The sequence below is a fragment of the Yersinia sp. KBS0713 genome, from assembly GCF_005937895.2.
Lineage (GTDB): Bacteria > Pseudomonadota > Gammaproteobacteria > Enterobacterales > Enterobacteriaceae > Yersinia > Yersinia bercovieri.
On the sequence record NZ_CP042173.1, the window covers coordinates 323,368 to 343,423 of the forward strand.

Consider the following 20,056-nt stretch of genomic DNA (forward strand, 5'->3'; position numbering starts at 1 on the left):
AATCGCAACGCAAAGGGTCTGCAAAGACACCTTCGGGTTGTGAGGTTAAGCGACTAAGCGTACACGGTGGATGCCTAGGCAGTCAGAGGCGATGAAGGGCGTGCTAATCTGCGAAAAGCGTCGGTAAGCTGATATGAAGCGTTACAACCGACGATACCCGAATGGGGAAACCCAGTGCAATTCGTTGCACTATTGCATGGTGAATACATAGCCATGCAAGGCGAACCGGGGGAACTGAAACATCTAAGTACCCCGAGGAAAAGAAATCAACCGAGATTCCCCCAGTAGCGGCGAGCGAACGGGGAAGAGCCCAGAGTCTGAATCAGTTTATGTGTTAGTGGAAGCGTCTGGAAAGTCGCACGGTACAGGGTGATAGTCCCGTACACAAAAATGCATATTCTGTGAACTCGATGAGTAGGGCGGGACACGTGACATCCTGTCTGAATATGGGGGGACCATCCTCCAAGGCTAAATACTCCTGACTGACCGATAGTGAACCAGTACCGTGAGGGAAAGGCGAAAAGAACCCCGGCGAGGGGAGTGAAATAGAACCTGAAACCGTGTACGTACAAGCAGTGGGAGCACCTTCGTGGTGTGACTGCGTACCTTTTGTATAATGGGTCAGCGACTTATATTTTGTAGCAAGGTTAACCGAATAGGGGAGCCGTAGGGAAACCGAGTCTTAACTGGGCGTCTAGTTGCAAGGTATAGACCCGAAACCCGGTGATCTAGCCATGGGCAGGTTGAAGGTTGGGTAACACTAACTGGAGGACCGAACCGACTAATGTTGAAAAATTAGCGGATGACTTGTGGCTGGGGGTGAAAGGCCAATCAAACCGGGAGATAGCTGGTTCTCCCCGAAAGCTATTTAGGTAGCGCCTCGTGACTCATCTTCGGGGGTAGAGCACTGTTTCGGCTAGGGGGTCATCCCGACTTACCAAACCGATGCAAACTCCGAATACCGAAGAATGTTATCACGGGAGACACACGGCGGGTGCTAACGTCCGTCGTGAAGAGGGAAACAACCCAGACCGCCAGCTAAGGTCCCAAAGTCATGGTTAAGTGGGAAACGATGTGGGAAGGCACAGACAGCCAGGATGTTGGCTTAGAAGCAGCCATCATTTAAAGAAAGCGTAATAGCTCACTGGTCGAGTCGGCCTGCGCGGAAGATGTAACGGGGCTAAACCATGCACCGAAGCTGCGGCAGCGAACGTATCACCCAAGACAATTTGATGATGTGGATAATGATTGACGGAGCACAGCGACGTCAATGCGTCCAATAAAGTCGAGTTGGCTTAGGGATACGTTCGTTGGGTAGGGGAGCGTTCTGTAAGCCGTTGAAGGTGACCTGTGAGGGTTGCTGGAGGTATCAGAAGTGCGAATGCTGACATAAGTAACGATAATGCGGGTGAAAAACCCGCACGCCGGAAGACCAAGGGTTCCTGTCCAACGTTAATCGGGGCAGGGTGAGTCGACCCCTAAGGCGAGGCTGAAAAGCGTAGTCGATGGGAAACAGGTTAATATTCCTGTACTTGGTGTTACTGCGAAGGGGGGACGGAGAAGGCTAGGCTAGCCGGGCGACGGTTGTCCCGGTTTAAGCATGTAGGCGGAGTGACCAGGTAAATCCGGTTGCTTATCAACGCTGAGGTGTGATGACGAGCCACTACGGTGGTGAAGTAGTTGATGCCAAGCTTCCAGGAAAAGCCTCTAAGCATCAGGTAACATTAAATCGTACCCCAAACCGACACAGGTGGTCAGGTAGAGAATACTCAGGCGCTTGAGAGAACTCGGGTGAAGGAACTAGGCAAAATGGTGCCGTAACTTCGGGAGAAGGCACGCTGGCGCTAGGTGAAGAGACTTGCTCTCGGAGCTGAAGCCAGTCGCAGATACCAGCTGGCTGCAACTGTTTAATAAAAACACAGCACTGTGCAAACACGAAAGTGGACGTATACGGTGTGACGCCTGCCCGGTGCTGGAAGGTTAATTGATGGGGTCAGCCGCAAGGCGAAGCTCTTGATCGAAGCCCCAGTAAACGGCGGCCGTAACTATAACGGTCCTAAGGTAGCGAAATTCCTTGTCGGGTAAGTTCCGACCTGCACGAATGGCGTAATGATGGCCAGGCTGTCTCCACCCGAGACTCAGTGAAATTGAACTCGCTGTGAAGATGCAGTGTACCCGCGGCAAGACGGAAAGACCCCGTGAACCTTTACTATAGCTTGACACTGAACATTGAGCCTTGATGTGTAGGATAGGTGGGAGGCATTGAAGTGTGGACGCCAGTCTGCATGGAGCCAACCTTGAAATACCACCCTTTAATGTTTGATGTTCTAACTCGGCCCCATAATCTGGGGTGAGGACAGTGTCTGGTGGGTAGTTTGACTGGGGCGGTCTCCTCCCAAAGAGTAACGGAGGAGCACGAAGGTTAGCTAATCACGGTCGGACATCGTGAGGTTAGTGCAAAGGCATAAGCTAGCTTGACTGCGAGAGTGACGGCTCGAGCAGGTACGAAAGTAGGTCTTAGTGATCCGGTGGTTCTGAATGGAAGGGCCATCGCTCAACGGATAAAAGGTACTCCGGGGATAACAGGCTGATACCGCCCAAGAGTTCATATCGACGGCGGTGTTTGGCACCTCGATGTCGGCTCATCACATCCTGGGGCTGAAGTAGGTCCCAAGGGTATGGCTGTTCGCCATTTAAAGTGGTACGCGAGCTGGGTTTAGAACGTCGTGAGACAGTTCGGTCCCTATCTGCCGTGGGCGTTGGAAGATTGAGAGGGGCTGCTCCTAGTACGAGAGGACCGGAGTGGACGAATCACTGGTGTTCGGGTTGTCATGCCAATGGCATTGCCCGGTAGCTAAATTCGGAAGAGATAACCGCTGAAAGCATCTAAGCGGGAAACTTGCCTCGAGATGAGTCTTCCCTGGGGCTTTAAGCCCCCTGAAGGAACGTTAAAGACTATGACGTTGATAGGCTGGGTGTGTAAGTGCAGCGATGCATTGAGCTAACCAGTACTAATGATCCGTGAGGCTTAACCTTACAACACCAAAGGTGTTTTGGTGGTTTGAGAGAGAGATTTTCAGCGAAGTTCCGAGATTGGACTGACTGGCTGCACGATATATTATTGTGAAGCGGGTGAGTTAAAACAGAATTTGCCTGGCGGCCATAGCGCGGTGGTCCCACCTGATCCCATGCCGAACTCAGAAGTGAAACGCCGTAGCGCCGATGGTAGTGTGGGGTCTCCCCATGCGAGAGTAGGACACTGCCAGGCATCAAATTTAGCGTGCTGATATGGCTCAGTTGGTAGAGCGCACCCTTGGTAAGGGTGAGGTCCCCAGTTCGACTCTGGGTATCAGCACCAGTTACATGGGTTTAAAAGTTCGGTAGTTGTAGAAAAGAATTTACCTGGCGGCAATAGCGCGGTGGTCCCACCTGACCCCATGCCGAACTCAGAAGTGAAACGCCGTAGCGCCGATGGTAGTGTGGGGTCTCCCCATGCGAGAGTAGGACACTGCCAGGTATCAAATCAAGCAAAGACCCCATGCCAAAAGCGTGGGTTTTTTGCTTTTCTGCTATCCAAAAAATAGAAACCACTAGCAGCTATGGTGAGCAGTATCGTGGCTGTATAACGCAGACTGCTGACAAATTCCGCTGACTCTATCCGCCGGTTTTTCCTGCCACTAGTGCTTTGTTAATTGCATCAACCCGCTATAAATACGTCAATTTTTGCGTTTTAACCACTGACAAAATCAAGCTAACTGTTTTACTGGGCACCGATATTGTCACCACCGCAGTGAAACATTTTCAGGTTGTGGCAGAACGCTCGACTTTTCATCTAAAACCCGCTATCTTCAGGCATCTAGAAGTCTAAACGTATAAACGGATATATTGAGGATATAGGCATGCCAATTCGGGTTCCTGATGAATTACCGGCTGTGAGTTTCTTACGCAATGAGAATGTTTTTGTCATGACCTCATCACGTGCGAAAACTCAGGAAATTCGTCCCCTGAAGGTGTTGGTTTTGAATCTGATGCCTAAAAAAATTGAGACGGAAAATCAATTCCTGCGTTTACTCTCTAACTCACCTTTACAGATCGATATTCAATTGCTGCGGGTTGATAGCCGCGAATCAAAAAATACCCCTGCCGAGCACCTGAACAACTTCTATTGTGACTTTGAGGATATCCAGGATCAAAACTTCGATGGGCTGATCGTTACTGGTGCGCCACTGGGGTTGGTCGATTTCTGCGATGTCGCCTACTGGCCGCAGATCGAACGTATTATTGCCTGGGCAAAAGATCATGTTACCTCAACCCTATTTGTATGCTGGGCGGTACAGGCGGCGTTAAATATCTTGTACGGCATCCCTAAGATGACCCGCGAGGTCAAACTCTCCGGTATTTATCAGCACCAAACTCGGGAACCTCTGGCGCTATTAACACGCGGCTTTGACGAGACCTTCCTCGCCCCCCATTCCCGTTATGCTGATTTCCCGCTTGAGGTGCTTCAGCAATATAGTGATCTGGACATATTAGTCTCATCGGAAGAGGCGGGTGCATATCTGTTTGCCAGCAAAGATAAGCGGGTGGCTTTTGTGACCGGGCATCCTGAATATGATGTTGATACGCTGGCAGGAGAGTATCAGCGTGACGTGGCCGCAGGTCTTAACCCGCAAGTTCCACTGAATTATTTCCCTCACGACGATGCGACTTTGCCACCAAAAGCTTCATGGCGTAGTCATGGGCATCTGCTGTTTGCGAATTGGCTGAACTACTACGTTTACCAAATCACCCCGTTTGATTTGCGTCGTATGAACCCGACCCTCGATTAGTTTCTCCCCGCCCTCAAATGAAAATAATAGCGGCTGAATCGAAGCCGCCTGTCTGTTTCCCCTCCTGATTCGTGCCACTCACCCCTCTGTTGACTGGTCTGATCTCTTTGATAAACAATAAGTTATCTCACCAAAATTAGGTTAATGGAAGCGACTTCCTATCCATTCACCTTACACTTATATGTTAACGATATGATAAATAAAGATTAAAAAAATATTTTAAGTAAAAATGGAAATCGTTTTTGATTTTAATAATTAATTGATTATTCTTAGTGCTGTCGGGGTGAAAAATGACCATGAAATTCAGCCTTCAATATTACAGTCGAAGCGTATTTCCCGATAAGAGTCCAAGAGTGACGCTGTGTTAGCGTTGATGTGAACATCGTGAGATGGGTAAGGGGAAGGGTAATGACACAACAGATAGTCGGCACGGAGTTAGTTTTCACCCAGCATTTTAGCAGTGCTGAGCGGCAGGTTTTGCCTGATGAAGCTATCGAATTTTTGGCTGAATTAGTGGCTAAGTTTGCGCAGCCGCGTAGCAAACTCCTTGCTGCGCGGGCCTCCTGGCAACAAGCGATTGACCAGGGCGCGTTGCCTGATTTTATTTCGGAAACCAATTCCATTCGTGATGGTGACTGGAAAATTCAGGGCATTCCTGCGGACTTACGTGATCGTCGCGTTGAAATCACCGGGCCGGTTGAGCGCAAAATGGTGATTAATGCCCTCAATGCAAATGTGAAAGTCTTTATGGCCGATTTTGAAGATTCGCTGGCACCCAGCTGGGATAAGGTCATTGAAGGTCAGATTAATTTGCACGATGCGGTCAAAGGCACCATCTCGTATGCGAATGAGTCCGGCAAGATTTATCAGTTAAAACCCAATCCAGCGGTGTTAATTGCCCGGGTTCGTGGCCTGCATTTACCAGAAAAACATGTTAAGTGGCAGGGGGAAGATATCCCCGGTGGCTTATTTGATTTCGCGTTGTATTTCTACCATAACTATAAGTTATTGCTCGCTAATGGCAGCGGCCCCTATTTCTATCTACCAAAGATGCAGTCCTATCAGGAAGCGGCTTGGTGGAGTGATGTTTTCAGCTTTACCGAACAGCGTTTCGATCTACCACAGGGCACCATTAAGGCCACGGTCTTAATCGAAACCTTGCCAGCGGTATTCCAGATGGATGAGATCCTCTACCACCTGCGCCACCACATTGTTGCTCTGAATTGTGGCCGTTGGGACTATATCTTCAGCTATATCAAAACGCTGAAAAATCACAGTGATCGTGTGCTGCCCGATCGTCAGTCGGTCACCATGACTAAACCTTTCCTGAGTGCCTACTCTCGCTTACTGATTAAGACCTGCCATAAGCGTGGTGCGCTGGCGATGGGGGGGATGGCGGCCTTTATCCCGAATAAAGATCCAGAAAAAAATGCGCTGGTATTGGATAAAGTTCGCGCGGACAAAGAGCTGGAAGCGAGCAACGGCCATGATGGAACATGGGTCGCACACCCAGGTCTGGCCGATACCGTGATGGAGGTCTTTAACAAAGTTCTGGGTGATCGGCCAAATCAATTAGAGGTGAGCCGCGCGCAAGACCAGCCGATCACTGCCGCTGAATTGCTGGAGCCTTGCACTGGCGATCGCACCGAAGAGGGGATGCGGGCCAATATCCGCGTCGCGGTGCAATACATCGAAGCATGGATATCAGGCAATGGCTGTGTACCGATTTATGGCCTGATGGAAGATGCCGCCACGGCTGAGATCTCCCGAACTTCTATCTGGCAATGGATTCATCACCAGAAAAGCCTGAGCAATGGTCAGACGGTGACGAAAGCGCTGTTCCGCAGCATGTTGAGTGAAGAAATGCAGGTAGTGAAGCTTGAACTTGGCGCAGAACGTTTTGATGGTGGGCGGTTTGAAGAAGCCGCTCGTCTGATGGAGCGAATTACAACACAAGACGAGCTTATCGACTTCCTGACACTACCGGGCTATGCATTACTCGCCTGATACCCTTTGTCCTTGAAGCTGCAGCGGTGTTAGCTGCGTTCACTTACCCGAATCACTGACTAGTGTCAGCTCATCGGGATGCGCTCGCTTGCTGCCTACCTGCAACTCCAATAACTTTGGGTATAACGCCCTATTTAACCCTACAAAATTAAGTAATAAGGAATATCGCCATGACGACCTCTCGTACTCAACAAATTCAGCAGTTGGAACAGGAATGGAAATCACCGCGCTGGAAGGGGATCACCCGCCCCTATAGCGCTGAAGAAGTGATCAAACTGCGCGGCTCAGTTAACCCGGAATGCACACTGGCGCAGCATGGCGCGAAAAAATTGTGGGCGTTGCTACACGGCGAATCACGTAAAGGTTACATCAACTGTCTGGGGGCGCTAACGGGCGGTCAGGCATTACAACAGGCAAAAGCCGGTGTCGAGGCGATTTATCTGTCGGGCTGGCAGGTTGCTGCCGATGCCAATACTGCGTCCAGCATGTATCCGGACCAGTCACTCTATCCGGTCGACTCGGTGCCAGCGGTGGTGAAACGCATTAATAACAGTTTCCGTCGCGCGGATCAGATTCAGTGGTCGAATAATATTGAGCCGGGCAACAAAGGCTATACCGACTATTTCCTGCCGATTGTGGCAGATGCTGAAGCGGGTTTTGGCGGCGTATTGAATGCGTTTGAATTGATGAAAGCGATGATTGAAGCCGGTGCGGCTGGCGTTCACTTTGAGGATCAATTGGCGGCGGTGAAGAAATGCGGGCATATGGGCGGCAAAGTCTTGGTGCCCACACAGGAGGCGATTCAGAAGCTGGTTGCTGCCCGCTTAGCCGCCGACGTGCTCGGCGTGCCAACGCTGCTGATTGCGCGCACTGATGCTGATGCGGCGGATTTGCTGACCTCCGATTGCGACCCTTATGACAGCGAATTTATTACCGGCGACCGCACTGCTGAAGGTTTCTTCCGCACTCATGCGGGTATCGAGCAAGCCATCAGCCGTGGTCTGGCCTATGCCCCTTATGCCGATTTGGTGTGGTGTGAAACCTCGACGCCGGACTTGGCGCTGGCGAAACGTTTTGCCGATGCGGTTCACGCTAAATTCCCTGGTAAATTATTGGCTTATAACTGCTCGCCATCATTTAACTGGAAGAAGAACCTGACTGACCAACAAATCGCCAGCTTCCAGGAGGATCTCTCCGCGATGGGCTATAAATATCAATTTATTACGTTGGCGGGTATCCACAGCATGTGGTTCAACATGTTCGACCTGGCCCACGCCTACGCGCAAGGTGAGGGCATGAAGCACTATGTGGAGAAAGTGCAGCAGCCGGAATTTGCCTCCGTTGAACGCGGCTACACCTTTGCCTCCCATCAGCAAGAAGTGGGTACTGGCTACTTTGATAAAGTCACCAATATCATTCAGGGCGGCGAGTCCTCCGTCACAGCACTGACTGGCTCGACGGAAGAGCAGCAGTTCTAAGCAACTGATTGATGAGTTTATGTTTTATCAGGAGCCTGCTTATGCAGGCTCTGTTCCGTATGGCAGGGGGTGAGCATGGCGGTAAAATTAGAACAATTAATCGCTCAGACAATTTTGCAGGGATTCGATGCACAATATGGCCGTTTTCTTGAGGTGACCGCCAGCGCCCAGCACCGTTTTGAGCAAGCAGATTGGCATGCGGTACAGCAGGCGATGAAAAAACGTATTCATCTCTATGACCACCACGTGGGATTAGTGGTTGAACAGCTCAAGCACATCACCGACCAACGCCATTTTGATGCCGCCTTTCTGGCGCGGGTCAAAGAGATCTATACCGAGCTGTTACCGGATTACCCGCGCTTTGAAATCGCGGAAAGTTTTTTTAATTCAGTTTACTGCCGCTTATTCAAACACCGCGATTTAACGCCGGATAAGCTGTTTGTTTTCAGCTCACAACCGGAGCGGCGCTTTCGTGAGATCCCACGCCCTTTAGCCCGCGACTTTGCTCCCAAGGGGGATTTGAGCGGCATGTTACAGATGGTGCTCAATGACTTGCCGCTGCGGTTACCGTGGGAGAACTTGCCACGAGATATCGACTATATTGCGGCGGCCCTGCGGCAGAACTTTACTGATAAGCAACTTGTCGATGCCCAGTTTCAAATCGCCAATGAGCTATTTTATCGCAACAAAGCCGCGTGGTTAGTGGGCAAACTGCGACTACCGGAGGGGATCTTCCCATTCCTGCTGCCTATTCATCACAATGAATCAGGCGCGCTATTTATCGATACCTGTCTGACCAGCAAGGCCGAGGCCAGCATCGTGTTTGGCTTTGCTCGCTCTTACTTTATGGTTTACGCGCCACTGCCTGCGGCCATGGTCGAATGGCTACGGGAGATCTTACCGGGTAAATCGACGGCTGAGCTGTATATGGCGATTGGCTGCCAGAAACATGGTAAAACCGAAAGCTATCGTGAATATCTCACTTTCGTCCATCAATCTAGTGAGCAGTTTATTATTGCGCCGGGGGTCAAAGGCATGGTGATGCTGGTCTTCACTTTACCCTCATTTGATCGGGTGTTTAAGGTGATCAAAGATCAGTTTGCCCCGCAAAAAGAGGTCACTCAGGCGCGGGTTTTAGAGTGCTACCAACTGGTTAAAGAGCACGATCGTGTCGGGCGCATGGCTGACACCCAAGAGTATGAAAATTTTGTGATCGATAAGCACCGCATTAGCCCTGAACTGTTAGCTGAGCTACAGCGGGAAGTGCCGGAGAAATTGGAAGATTTAGGCGATCAAATCATCATTAAGCACCTGTATATGGAGCGGCGAATGACGCCACTGAATATCTATATGGAGCAGGCGAATGATCAGCAGTTGAAGGATGCTATCGAAGAGTATGGTAATGCCATCAAACAGCTGGCTGCGGCCAATATCTTCCCCGGCGACATGCTATTTAAGAACTTCGGCGTGACCCGCCATGGGCGCGTGGTGTTCTACGATTATGATGAAATTTGCTATATGACCGAGGTGAATTTCCGCGACATCCCCCCTCCGCGTTATCCAGAAGATGAGATGGCGAGTGAGCCGTGGTACAGCGTGTCACCCAATGATGTGTTCCCCGAAGAGTTCCGCCACTTCTTATGTACCGACTTGAAAATAAGACACTTTTTTGAGGAGGTACACAGTGACCTGTTCCACGCCAGTTATTGGCGTGGGTTGCAGGCGCGAATTCGGGATGGGTATGTGGAGGATGTTTTTGCTTATCGACGCAAGCAGCGCTTCTCCCAGCGGGTGATCTCTTGACGGCTACTGCGCGCAGGGCGCACCCAAACTCCTTTCGCTCGCTACGCCTTGATTGGGGGTAAAAATCGCTGCTGAGAGTAACGCGATCCAGAGCGGTGAGGGCGGGTAGAAGAGTAAAGCGTCCGCGCCAGGACGGCGCGGCTCGAGCCTACAGGGAAGTATTTACGGCGTCTTTACGATCTGCCTGTTCTCACCGACCGACAGGATTTAACTTTATTTTTCATTATCCTAACCGCGACTCCCGCCGCCGTAGGATTGGGTTATCTCTTTCGCGGCGTGGATGACCAGTGCGCCAAGTTCGGTGACGCGATCGTCGGTGATGCGCGATACCGGGCCGGAGATGGAGATCGCGGCGAAGGCTTCGTGGTGTTCATCGAACAGGCAGGCGGCGATACAACGCAGGCCGAGGGCATGTTCTTCATCATCAAACGAATACCCTTGCTTGCGGATCAGCGCCAAATTCTCCTTCAAACTGGCCGGATTGGTGCGGGTATGCTGAGTGTAGGCGTGCAACCCTTTTTTATGTAACAGCTGCACCAGTTGATCGTCGCTCAGGGTGGAGAGAAAGGCTTTACCCGCTCCGGAGGCATGCATGGGCAGCTTACCGCCAATAGGTGCGGACATTCGCATCAGCGCGGTGCACTGCACCTGATCGATAATAATTGCCTGATAATCACTGTGATCCAGCACCGCCAGATTCACCGTCTCGCCGGATTCATCCATCAAACGGCGCAGCATCGGGTGAACCATTGCCAACAAATTACGGCTCTGCAAAAAACTACTGCCGACAATAAAAGCATGGGAACCCATGGTCCAAAGCCCTAAATCCCCCACCTGACGGACAAAACCCTGCTGTTGCATGGTCGTCAGCAATCGATGAGTGGTTGAGTTCGGTAAACCCGCTTGCTGTGCCAAATCCGTCAGTGCCACACTTCCTTGCGCTTCGGAAATATATTCCAATAATTTAAGCCCGCGTGTCAGTGACTGAACCTGACCGGTTGCTGCGGGAGCTGTTTGTGCGGCTGCCTTGGGTTTCTTGCCCCGCTTAATTGGAATCGGTAACGCCATAAATCAGCCTCATCTTCATTTTTATGGAATTCATTTTCGTTTTTCAATTATGCATGAAAACCCACAAAAACGCTCATCCGATGAGTCAGGTTTTCTACCTGAAAAAGTCTCAACTGTGAGTGGACTCATAACGTGAGTAACTTGTGCTAGGATGTCAAACGGGTATGTCGAATGGATTATTTTTACAACAGGGTAAAGAGGCGGCAGTGGTGGATATAGTCACAAAGAATAAGGTTAAGGAGTTACATCAGCAACTGGCACAACGGATTTTGGTGCTGGACGGCGGTATGGGCACCATGATCCAGAGCTATCGGCTGGAAGAGGCGGATTACCGTGGCGCGCGTTTTGCCGATTGGCCCAGTGATCTGAAAGGTAACAATGACTTACTGGTGCTTTCCAAACCGGAAGTGATTACCGCCATCCACAATGCCTACTTGGAAGCGGGCGCTGATATTCTCGAAACCAATACATTTAACTCCACCACTATTGCGATGGCGGATTATCAGATGGAGTCGCTGTCGGCGGAGATCAACTATGAAGCCGCCCGTCTGGCCCGCATTTGCGCCGATGAATGGACGGCCCGCACACCGGACAAACCACGCTATGTGGCCGGGGTGCTTGGCCCGACCAACCGCACCGCGTCTATCTCCCCTAAAGTGAATGATCCGGCATTTCGTAACGTCAGTTTTGATCAACTGGTCGAAGCCTATCGGGAGTCAACCCGCGCGCTGATTGAGGGGGGGGCCGATCTGATTATGATTGAAACCGTTTTCGATACCCTGAATGCCAAAGCCGCCACCTTTGCCGTTGAAACTGAATTTGAAGCAATGGGCGTGCTGCTGCCGGTGATGATTTCGGGCACCATTACTGATGCCTCGGGCCGCACCCTATCAGGCCAAACTACCGAAGCGTTTTACAACTCCCTGCGCCACGTTAAGCCGCTCTCCTTTGGCCTGAACTGCGCTTTGGGGCCAGATGAGTTGCGTCAATATGTCGCGGAGTTATCGCGCATCTCTGAATATTATGTCAGTGCGCACCCGAACGCCGGCTTGCCGAATGCCTTTGGTGAATATGACCTCGACGCCAAAGAGATGGCGGAGCAGATTGGCGAGTGGGCGCGTGCCGGATTCCTGAATATTGTCGGCGGTTGCTGCGGGACAACACCACGGCACATTGCGGCGATGGCTAAAGCGGTGGCTGGCGTACCGCCGCGCCAACTGCCGGATATCCCGGTCGCCTGCCGCTTGGCGGGGCTGGAGCCGCTGACCATTGATGCCAATACACTGTTTGTTAACGTCGGCGAGCGCACCAACGTAACGGGCTCTGCCCGCTTCAAGCGGCTGATAAAAGAAGAGAAATATGATGAAGCGCTGGAAGTCGCCCTCCAGCAAGTTGAAAGCGGCGCACAGATTATCGATATCAATATGGATGAGGGCATGTTGGACGCAGAGGCGGCCATGGTGCGCTTCCTCAACCTGATCGCTGGCGAGCCAGATATCGCGCGAGTACCGATCATGATTGACTCCTCGAAGTGGGAGGTGATTGAGAAAGGGCTGAAGTGCATTCAGGGCAAAGGTATCGTCAACTCCATCTCAATGAAAGAGGGGGAGGAAGCTTTTATTCATCATGCCAAGCTGGTTCGCCGTTATGGTGCCGCCATGGTGGTGATGGCGTTTGATGAAGCGGGGCAGGCGGATACCCGCGCCCGTAAAATCGAGATTTGCCGCCGCGCCTATAAAATATTGACGGAAACCGTGGGTTTCCCGCCGGAAGATATTATTTTCGACCCGAATATTTTCGCCGTGGCGACCGGGATTGAAGAGCATAACAACTATGCCGTTGATTTTATTGAAGCCTGCGCCGATATCAAAGCTGAACTACCCCACGCCATGATCTCTGGCGGTGTCTCCAACGTCTCCTTCTCCTTCCGTGGCAATGATCCGGTTCGTGAAGCGATTCACGCGGTGTTCCTGTATTACGCCATTCGTAACGGCATGGATATGGGGATCGTCAATGCCGGTCAGTTGGCGATTTATGATGATTTGTCCGACGAGCTGCGGGATGCCGTCGAGGACGTGATCCTCAACCGCCGCAGTGACAGCACCGAGCGCCTGCTGGATCTGGCAGAGAAATACCGCAGCAGTAAAAGTGGTGAAGTGGCGATTCAGCAAGCGGAATGGCGTGGCTGGCCAGTGACGAAGCGCCTCGAGTACTCACTGGTGAAAGGGATCACCGAGTTTATTGAGCTGGATACCGAAGAGGCCCGCCAGCAGGCGGATCGGCCCATTGAGGTGATTGAAGGGCCATTGATGGCGGGGATGAATGTGGTCGGTGACCTGTTTGGCGAGGGGAAAATGTTCCTGCCGCAGGTGGTGAAATCAGCCCGGGTGATGAAACAGGCGGTGGCCTATCTCGAACCTTATATTGAGGCCAGCAAACAGAAAGGGACCACGGCGGGCAAGATCCTGCTGGCGACAGTGAAAGGCGATGTCCATGACATTGGTAAAAACATCGTTGGCGTGGTGTTGCAGTGCAATAATTACCAAATTATCGATTTAGGCGTGATGGTGCCGACTGAAAAAATTCTGCGCACGGCGCGGGAAGAGCAGGTCGATATCATCGGCTTATCCGGGCTGATTACCCCGTCGCTGGATGAGATGGTTAACGTGGCGAAAGAGATGGAGCGCCAGGGCTTTACACTGCCGCTGCTGATTGGCGGCGCGACCACCTCCAAAGCCCATACTGCGGTGAAAATCGAGCAGAACTACAGCGGCTCAACCACCTATGTTTCTAATGCTTCGCGCAGTGTTGGCGTGGTCTCCGCGTTATTATCTGATACTCAACGTGATGATTTTGTGGCGAAAACCCGCAAAGAGTATGAAACCGTCCGTATCCAACATGCCCGTAAAAAACCGCGTACTCCCCCCGTCAGTTTACCCACTGCGCGGGCGAACCACACGGTCATCGATTGGGAAAACTACCAGCCACCCGTCGCGCACAAATTAGGTGTGCAGGTGGTGGAAGCCAGCATTGAAACTTTGCGTAATTATATCGACTGGACGCCATTCTTTATGACCTGGTCGCTGGCGGGCAAGTATCCACGGATTTTGGAAGATGAAGTGGTGGGCGAAGAGGCTAAGCGCGTCTTTGCTGATGCCAATGAGCTGCTGGATAAGCTGTCGGCGGAGGATCTGCTGCACCCGAAAGGGGTGGTGGGCCTGTTCCCGGCCAACAGTGTCGGTGATGATATTGAGATTTACCGTGATGAGCGGCGCGACGAAGTGCTGGTGGTCAGCCATCATCTGCGCCAGCAAACTGAGAAAACAGACTTCCCGAACTACTGTCTGGCCGATTATGTTGCCCCTAAATCCAGTGGTAAAGCGGATTACTTCGGTGCTTTTGCCGTCACTGGCGGGCTGGAGGAGGATGCACTGGCCGACGCCTATGATGCTCAACATGATGACTACAACAAAATCATGATTAAGGCGCTGTCAGATCGTCTGGCGGAAGCTTTTGCAGAATACCTACATGAGCGGGTGCGCAAAGTGTATTGGGGCTTCTCACCCAATGAAAATCTGAGCAACGAAGAGCTGGTGCGCGAGAACTATCAGGGCATCCGCCCTGCGCCGGGTTATCCGGCTTGCCCAGAGCACACGGAAAAAGGCCAAATCTGGCAGTTGCTGGATGTGGAAACTCACACCGGTATGAAACTGACCGAGTCTTTCGCCATGTGGCCGGGGGCATCGGTATCGGGCTGGTACTTTAGCCATCCAGAGAGTAAATATTTTGCCGTGGCGCAGATTCAGCGGGATCAGGTGGAGGACTATGCCGCCCGTAAAGGGATGCCAGTGGCCGAGGTTGAGCGCTGGTTAGCGCCAAATCTGGGTTATGACGCGGATTAACACCTAACTTGCTAATTAGACAAAATAAAAAGGAGATAACCAGTAATGGCTACCTCCTTTTTTAATCCGCGTTTAGCGGGTTTGGCTGGTGAATGTTAGCCTCGAGTTACCCCCGCTACTGCATTTTTCTGTTCAGAACTACCGTGAGCGTCGATCAACGGTATTTGACCGTTTTTAATGTCGCTATAACTATTTTTCATAATATCACCGACGGAGGAGGAGGCATTCACTCTGGCCCCACCTTTAGTGTGTTTACCATTAACATCTTGTAGCTCAAGGCCATTGGTTTTCAACGCAACATCGCGATCTTGGTTGGATATTTTCCCGCCAGTCAGTTGTGTTTTGCCTTTGACGTCCAGATTAACGCTCTGCTTACCGTTAATGGCTGATTGCGTCTCAACGGCGCTGTTCTCAACTACGCTGACATCAATTAGAGCACCCCCTTTGCCCCCTTTGACTTGATCTTCCTGAACGTTGCTTTTGACTTTATTACCGACGGATTTTGCACCTTTTTGCCACCATTTATCTTTGGTTTCCTCTTCATCCGTTGATTCGTCTAACGCCACTTTTTTCCCATCTTTGGTATAGCTGACGAGTTTGACGTTGTCCTCTTCATTTGTGGTGGATTTGCTGGATAATTGGTCATATTTAGTTTCGGCTTTGTCGAATAATTTGGTGGATTTTTCGTCTAATTTTTTTTTGATTTTATCAGAGCCAATTGGGCTGGCATTGGCTAACTGCTTAATCATACTGTCACTTTTTTCGTTACTGTGGCCAGCATTTAGTGCGACATTGACATTGGTTTTGTTCAGCTCATTTTTGCGACTTTGAATTTTTAGGTCGCCGCCAATCGTGCCATTAATATTGTTGGCGGCGATGATAGCGCCGGCCAGCATGGCATCTTTCGCACTGTTCATGACAATGTCATTGCTGTTGATCTGCGTATTTTGTTGGGTGACGGAATTCAGTTTATCAACGCCAACATTTAATTTAGCGCCGATATCATGCGTCTTCGCACGGCTTTCTTGATCGACGATACCTTTGTCATCCTTTTTAACGGAGGCATTCTGACCAGCATTTGCGGCGATGTTAACGTTCCAGTTATTTTTGTGCTCTTTATCTTGCGCTGACTCCAGGACGATGCCGCCATTATTGGCTGTCAGAACCGTATGCTGGCTGGTAATATTGGCATTCTGCATATGAATAGCCTCCTTATCATTACTACCCGCTTTTACCGTCAACGTCCCGTTGCTATTGATAACGCTTCCCTGATGACTGAGGGCCGATTCATCGGTGCTAGCGACCTTGATCTCTAGGCCACCACCCATTCCTTTGCTATTTTTATCTTTACCGGTACTTTTACTGATTTTTGCATTGGCCCCAGCTGACCAGGTCATATCTTGTTTGGACGATTGTGATTGTGCGGCTTGCATATCCACTTTCCCGCCAGCCGTGAGCAGAACATCACCGGTGGCCTTTTCTTTGCTGCCAAACGATGTGCCCGTGAGTGTCAAATCCTTCCCGGCATTCAGTTCCACCCCTTGCTGGCCTTGGATATTGCTGACTTGGGCAATAGAGGTACTGCTTTCACCTTTACTTTGCCCGCCGGCTAATTTCGCCGCCAATTCTTTACTTTTAGCGTTAGTACTGAAATCCACTGACACGTTGGCATCAACATTATTATGGTTTTCGCTGGTCAGGTTAGTCGCTTGATTAACGTGAATATTCCCCCCCGCATTGATCGTCGTTTTTCCGCTACCCGCGTTGATATTGGTGCCTTGATAAATCGCATCTTCTTTCACATTGATAGTGACGCCATTAGCCGCATTCATGCTGCCTACCTGCGCTATTTCACCTTTGACGTGTTGTTCTTTAGAGCCACCACTCCCCTTGCCAGCAATGGAGATGTCACTGCCTGTATTGGTAGAGATCCGCAGATCTGCTTTGCCAAAGGTCTCTTTAATCTGTTGCTCAACACGATTAACTGCGGCCTCTGAAGTATGGCTGGCTGCATCCAGATTTATCGCGCCTTTTTCGGCGTTATAATGGGTCCCCTGATCTTTTATTGCACCGGTGGTATTAATATCGATATCACCCGCCTTGACTGTGGTTACAACGGATCGTGTGCTATCCAGGCTAGTGTCTTTCACACCCACGCTAGCTGATAAATCAACCCCGGCATTAGGTGTATTAATGTCTTGTAATCCTTCATAGGTTTCCATAGCATCGGCAACATTCGGGTCTTGAACTGCATTGATAGCCTTTTCAATCGGCCGGGTCATTTCGCTGTAATTAACATTGGCTTCGAAACCCACTTCGACCTTGGTGCCCGACGTGGTAGTTTTTTCGCTGTTAGTGGCTGCCAGATTATTGACGGTGGTGGCGTTGGCTTGATAACCGCCATCCACGACATGTGATGTTCCCTGATTAGTTAGGTCGTTGGTCGCATTAATCACCAGATTGCCCGCGATGTTTGAACCAGAAACTACTGCGGTGGATTTATCACTCTGTGTGGTAGAGTTTTCATAGTTGAAATTCGCACCACTGCCGGCTTTATCCATGCCGCCAGTATAGTGAGCCTCTAGCCCGATGCTCTCACTCTTTTTCTCGCTGCTGGTGGTATCTTGTGCCGCGAGGAATTCCACATTTTCGCCCTTAATATGGGCATCACCTGTGGTGGTGGTCAATGTAGACCCAGTGAAGGAGACATCTTTGCCTGCATCCAGGTTGACCGTACCGCCTTCAAGGGTCGCGCCTTGATTTTTAATATGGGTGGTCTTCTCACTTTCACTGCTGTGGCCTAATTTGATTCCAGCATTATATTGATCTTTGCCATTATCACTGGTAAAACCTTCGATAGTCAGCTTGGTCTTTTGCTCATCAATTTTCTGCTGTTCTACTGCGGCCTTAACATTAATGTCGCCCAGTGTTTCAATACCCAATTCACCGGCACTTTTTATCATGCTGCCAATAACGTCGACATTATCTTTACTGATAACTTTAAGATTTGCGTCTGAAACCAATTCACTGCCGATGACTTTTTCATTACTGTTATTCGCTTTATGAGAGCTGCCGGTAATATTAAAGGCCACCCCAGTACGCTCATCAATTTTTGTGGTGGTAACACTCACTGCGTTATCAATTCTTATGCCACCATTTGCTGCTTGAACATAACCATCATCGACTCCTTTTACTTTACTGCCAGTAATAGAGACGCCATTGTTGCCAATAACCAGCATTTTACCATCGGCTGTTATTTCTGAGCGGTGGCTAGTTTCTGCAATATTATTGTTATTATTGTGGTCGTTACCACCTAATCCCATACTTCTTTCATGCTTACCATCTGTTGTTTTCTGATTTATGGTCTTTTTCACATCAATATTGACTTCATTAGCATTAATGAATAAATCGCCGTCAGTTAAGGCCTTAACGCCACTCACCGTGATTTTATCCTCTGCCGTTAGTCCCAAATTTCCGCCCGCCTTAAGCGTGGTTTGATTTAGTGTTTGGGTGGTGGTTTTGTTATCCCAAGTGATATCTTTGATCGTATGGGCATAATCATGGCCTTTGTCATGGGTCGAATTATCCATAACTGTACTTTCTAGGTGTAAATCTTTCTTAGCGTTGACCGATAGGTTTTTACCTGCATTTATCGCTGTACCTGACAGTTTTATATCGCCATCAGTTGATATTAGAGAAATATTGTTTTCCCCAGTAATAGCCGTGCCAAGATTAATTTGCTGTGTGTCTGTTTTATTTTGGGATTTATTCCATTTGCCAATTCCTAAAAATCCGTTTTTACCGTCACTGGAATAACTGGATTGGGTATCAGTGAGTGTTTCCGTATCCAGCTGGATACTCCCTCCCTGAAGCGAGATATCTCTACCCTTAATCTCTGTTGCAGTAAGGTGCGCTTTCTTATTGGCAACGATCCTAATATTTTTGCCTGCCAGCTTAGTTTGTTTCAGGCTCTGAGTGGTGTTATTGCCATTTTTACTTTCTTGAATCTTGCCGATGGCACGGATATTATTGGCTTTAAGGTCAATATTCTCACCTTGCAAATTAGCCGCCTGTAAATCAAGATTACCCGCAATTGAAGTCGTAATCGCTTGCGTTGCACTTAAATTACCATTGACTTTTACGCCACTGCCTTCACTGGTACTGATTAAATTAATTCGCCCAGCTTGCATCCCTCCTAAATAAGTACTATCGAGTTTGGTTGCGTTTTTATTAATGGTCTGTATCAGCTTGCCATCCGCAGAGACTTGGTTATGGCCAGATAGGGCATTAATTTCACCGGCGGTAATATTGGCGTCGCTATAAATCACTGGCGCGATTAAATCTAATATGCCGCTAGTGGTGACTGAATTCGTCATCTCCAAACGGTTAGTACCACTATTGGCAGTATTAAAACTTTGCAGTACACCTTGTTCCACCAGTGGATTACCAACAACCAATGAACTTCGGTTGGTATTAATAAAACCACAGCTACTACAAGTAATACCATTAGGGTTAGCTAATACATAATCTGCCGCCATACCAAATACTTCCTGCTTACCCATTAACAATGATGGGTTGCGACCAACAACTTCGTTAAGAATAATATTGGCGGCCTGACCATTGAGATTTTGGTTGGCGGATAACTGGCCAGCAAGTTGTGAAAGCCCCCCTGTTGTTGAGTTGTTAAATACTGCGCCATAATTATTAACATTAAACTCCTGGTATTGGTTATGTGATAATCCTGATGCTGACGGAGGAACGATATTAATAATATCTATCTCCATCTGCTTATTGATATCCGGTCGATGGGCACTATCGCCGGCACCGACGATACCGGCTGCATAACAGGTGGCGATTGAAACTGAAATAATACCGATAGCTGCCGCCAATTTACCTGCGGGAGAGAGTTTGAACTTATTGCCTTTCACTTTATATCTCCAGTTATGTTTACATTTTGGTGTTGGTAAAA

At 49.7% G+C, this 20,056-nt stretch carries 7 protein-coding genes, 1 tRNA gene and 3 rRNA genes; 9 read left to right on the forward strand and 2 right to left on the reverse strand.

What is annotated here, in order from left to right; all coding sequences use genetic code 11:
* Window positions 1-43 precede the first annotated feature (43 nt).
* The 8 genes from FFE93_RS01515 to aceK all read left to right on the forward strand — a co-directional run bounded on the left by FFE93_RS01515 (window position 44) and on the right by aceK (window position 10,117).
* A 23S ribosomal RNA gene (locus FFE93_RS01515) occupies window positions 44-3,036 on the forward strand.
* A gap of 116 nt (window positions 3,037-3,152) precedes the next feature.
* Window positions 3,153-3,268 (forward strand): 5S ribosomal RNA (rrf, locus tag FFE93_RS01520).
* 14 nt (window positions 3,269-3,282) lie between these two features.
* Window positions 3,283-3,358, forward strand: a tRNA-Thr gene (locus FFE93_RS01525).
* 43 nt (window positions 3,359-3,401) lie between these two features.
* Window positions 3,402-3,517 (forward strand): 5S ribosomal RNA (gene rrf, locus FFE93_RS01530).
* 382 nt (window positions 3,518-3,899) lie between these two features.
* A complete protein-coding gene (metA, locus tag FFE93_RS01535; RefSeq protein ID WP_005271201.1) occupies window positions 3,900-4,829 on the forward strand; it encodes a homoserine O-succinyltransferase in 930 nt (309 codons plus the stop codon).
* Between the two features lie 408 nt (window positions 4,830-5,237).
* Complete coding sequence (gene aceB / locus FFE93_RS01540) at window positions 5,238-6,836, forward strand: malate synthase A (protein WP_049602617.1); 1,599 nt, start codon at window positions 5,238-5,240, stop codon at window positions 6,834-6,836.
* 170 nt (window positions 6,837-7,006) lie between these two features.
* Window positions 7,007-8,314: an isocitrate lyase gene (gene aceA / locus FFE93_RS01550; protein ID WP_005271204.1), complete on the forward strand. Its 1,308-nt coding sequence runs from the start codon at window positions 7,007-7,009 to the stop codon at window positions 8,312-8,314.
* Window positions 8,315-8,389: 75 nt separating this feature from the next.
* Complete coding sequence (aceK, locus tag FFE93_RS01555) at window positions 8,390-10,117, forward strand: bifunctional isocitrate dehydrogenase kinase/phosphatase (protein WP_032896580.1); 1,728 nt, start codon at window positions 8,390-8,392, stop codon at window positions 10,115-10,117.
* A gap of 228 nt (window positions 10,118-10,345) precedes the next feature.
* Here the strand turns inward: aceK and iclR are convergent, their stop codons facing one another.
* On the reverse strand, window positions 10,346-11,185 hold the full coding sequence (gene iclR / locus FFE93_RS01560; protein ID WP_005271210.1) for a glyoxylate bypass operon transcriptional repressor IclR: 840 nt from the start codon (window positions 11,183-11,185) through the stop codon (window positions 10,346-10,348).
* A gap of 206 nt (window positions 11,186-11,391) precedes the next feature.
* Here iclR and metH point away from each other — a divergent pair, with 206 nt between their 5' ends.
* The gene (gene metH / locus FFE93_RS01565) at window positions 11,392-15,087 is read left to right on the forward strand and encodes a methionine synthase (RefSeq protein ID WP_072083896.1); all 3,696 of its coding nucleotides are present in this window, start codon (window positions 11,392-11,394) and stop codon (window positions 15,085-15,087) included.
* Between the two features lie 95 nt (window positions 15,088-15,182).
* Here metH and FFE93_RS01570 read toward each other — a convergent pair whose 3' ends face one another.
* The gene (locus tag FFE93_RS01570; protein WP_138774711.1) at window positions 15,183-20,015 is read right to left on the reverse strand and encodes a hemagglutinin repeat-containing protein; all 4,833 of its coding nucleotides are present in this window, start codon (window positions 20,013-20,015) and stop codon (window positions 15,183-15,185) included.
* Window positions 20,016-20,056: the final 41 nt, after the last annotated feature.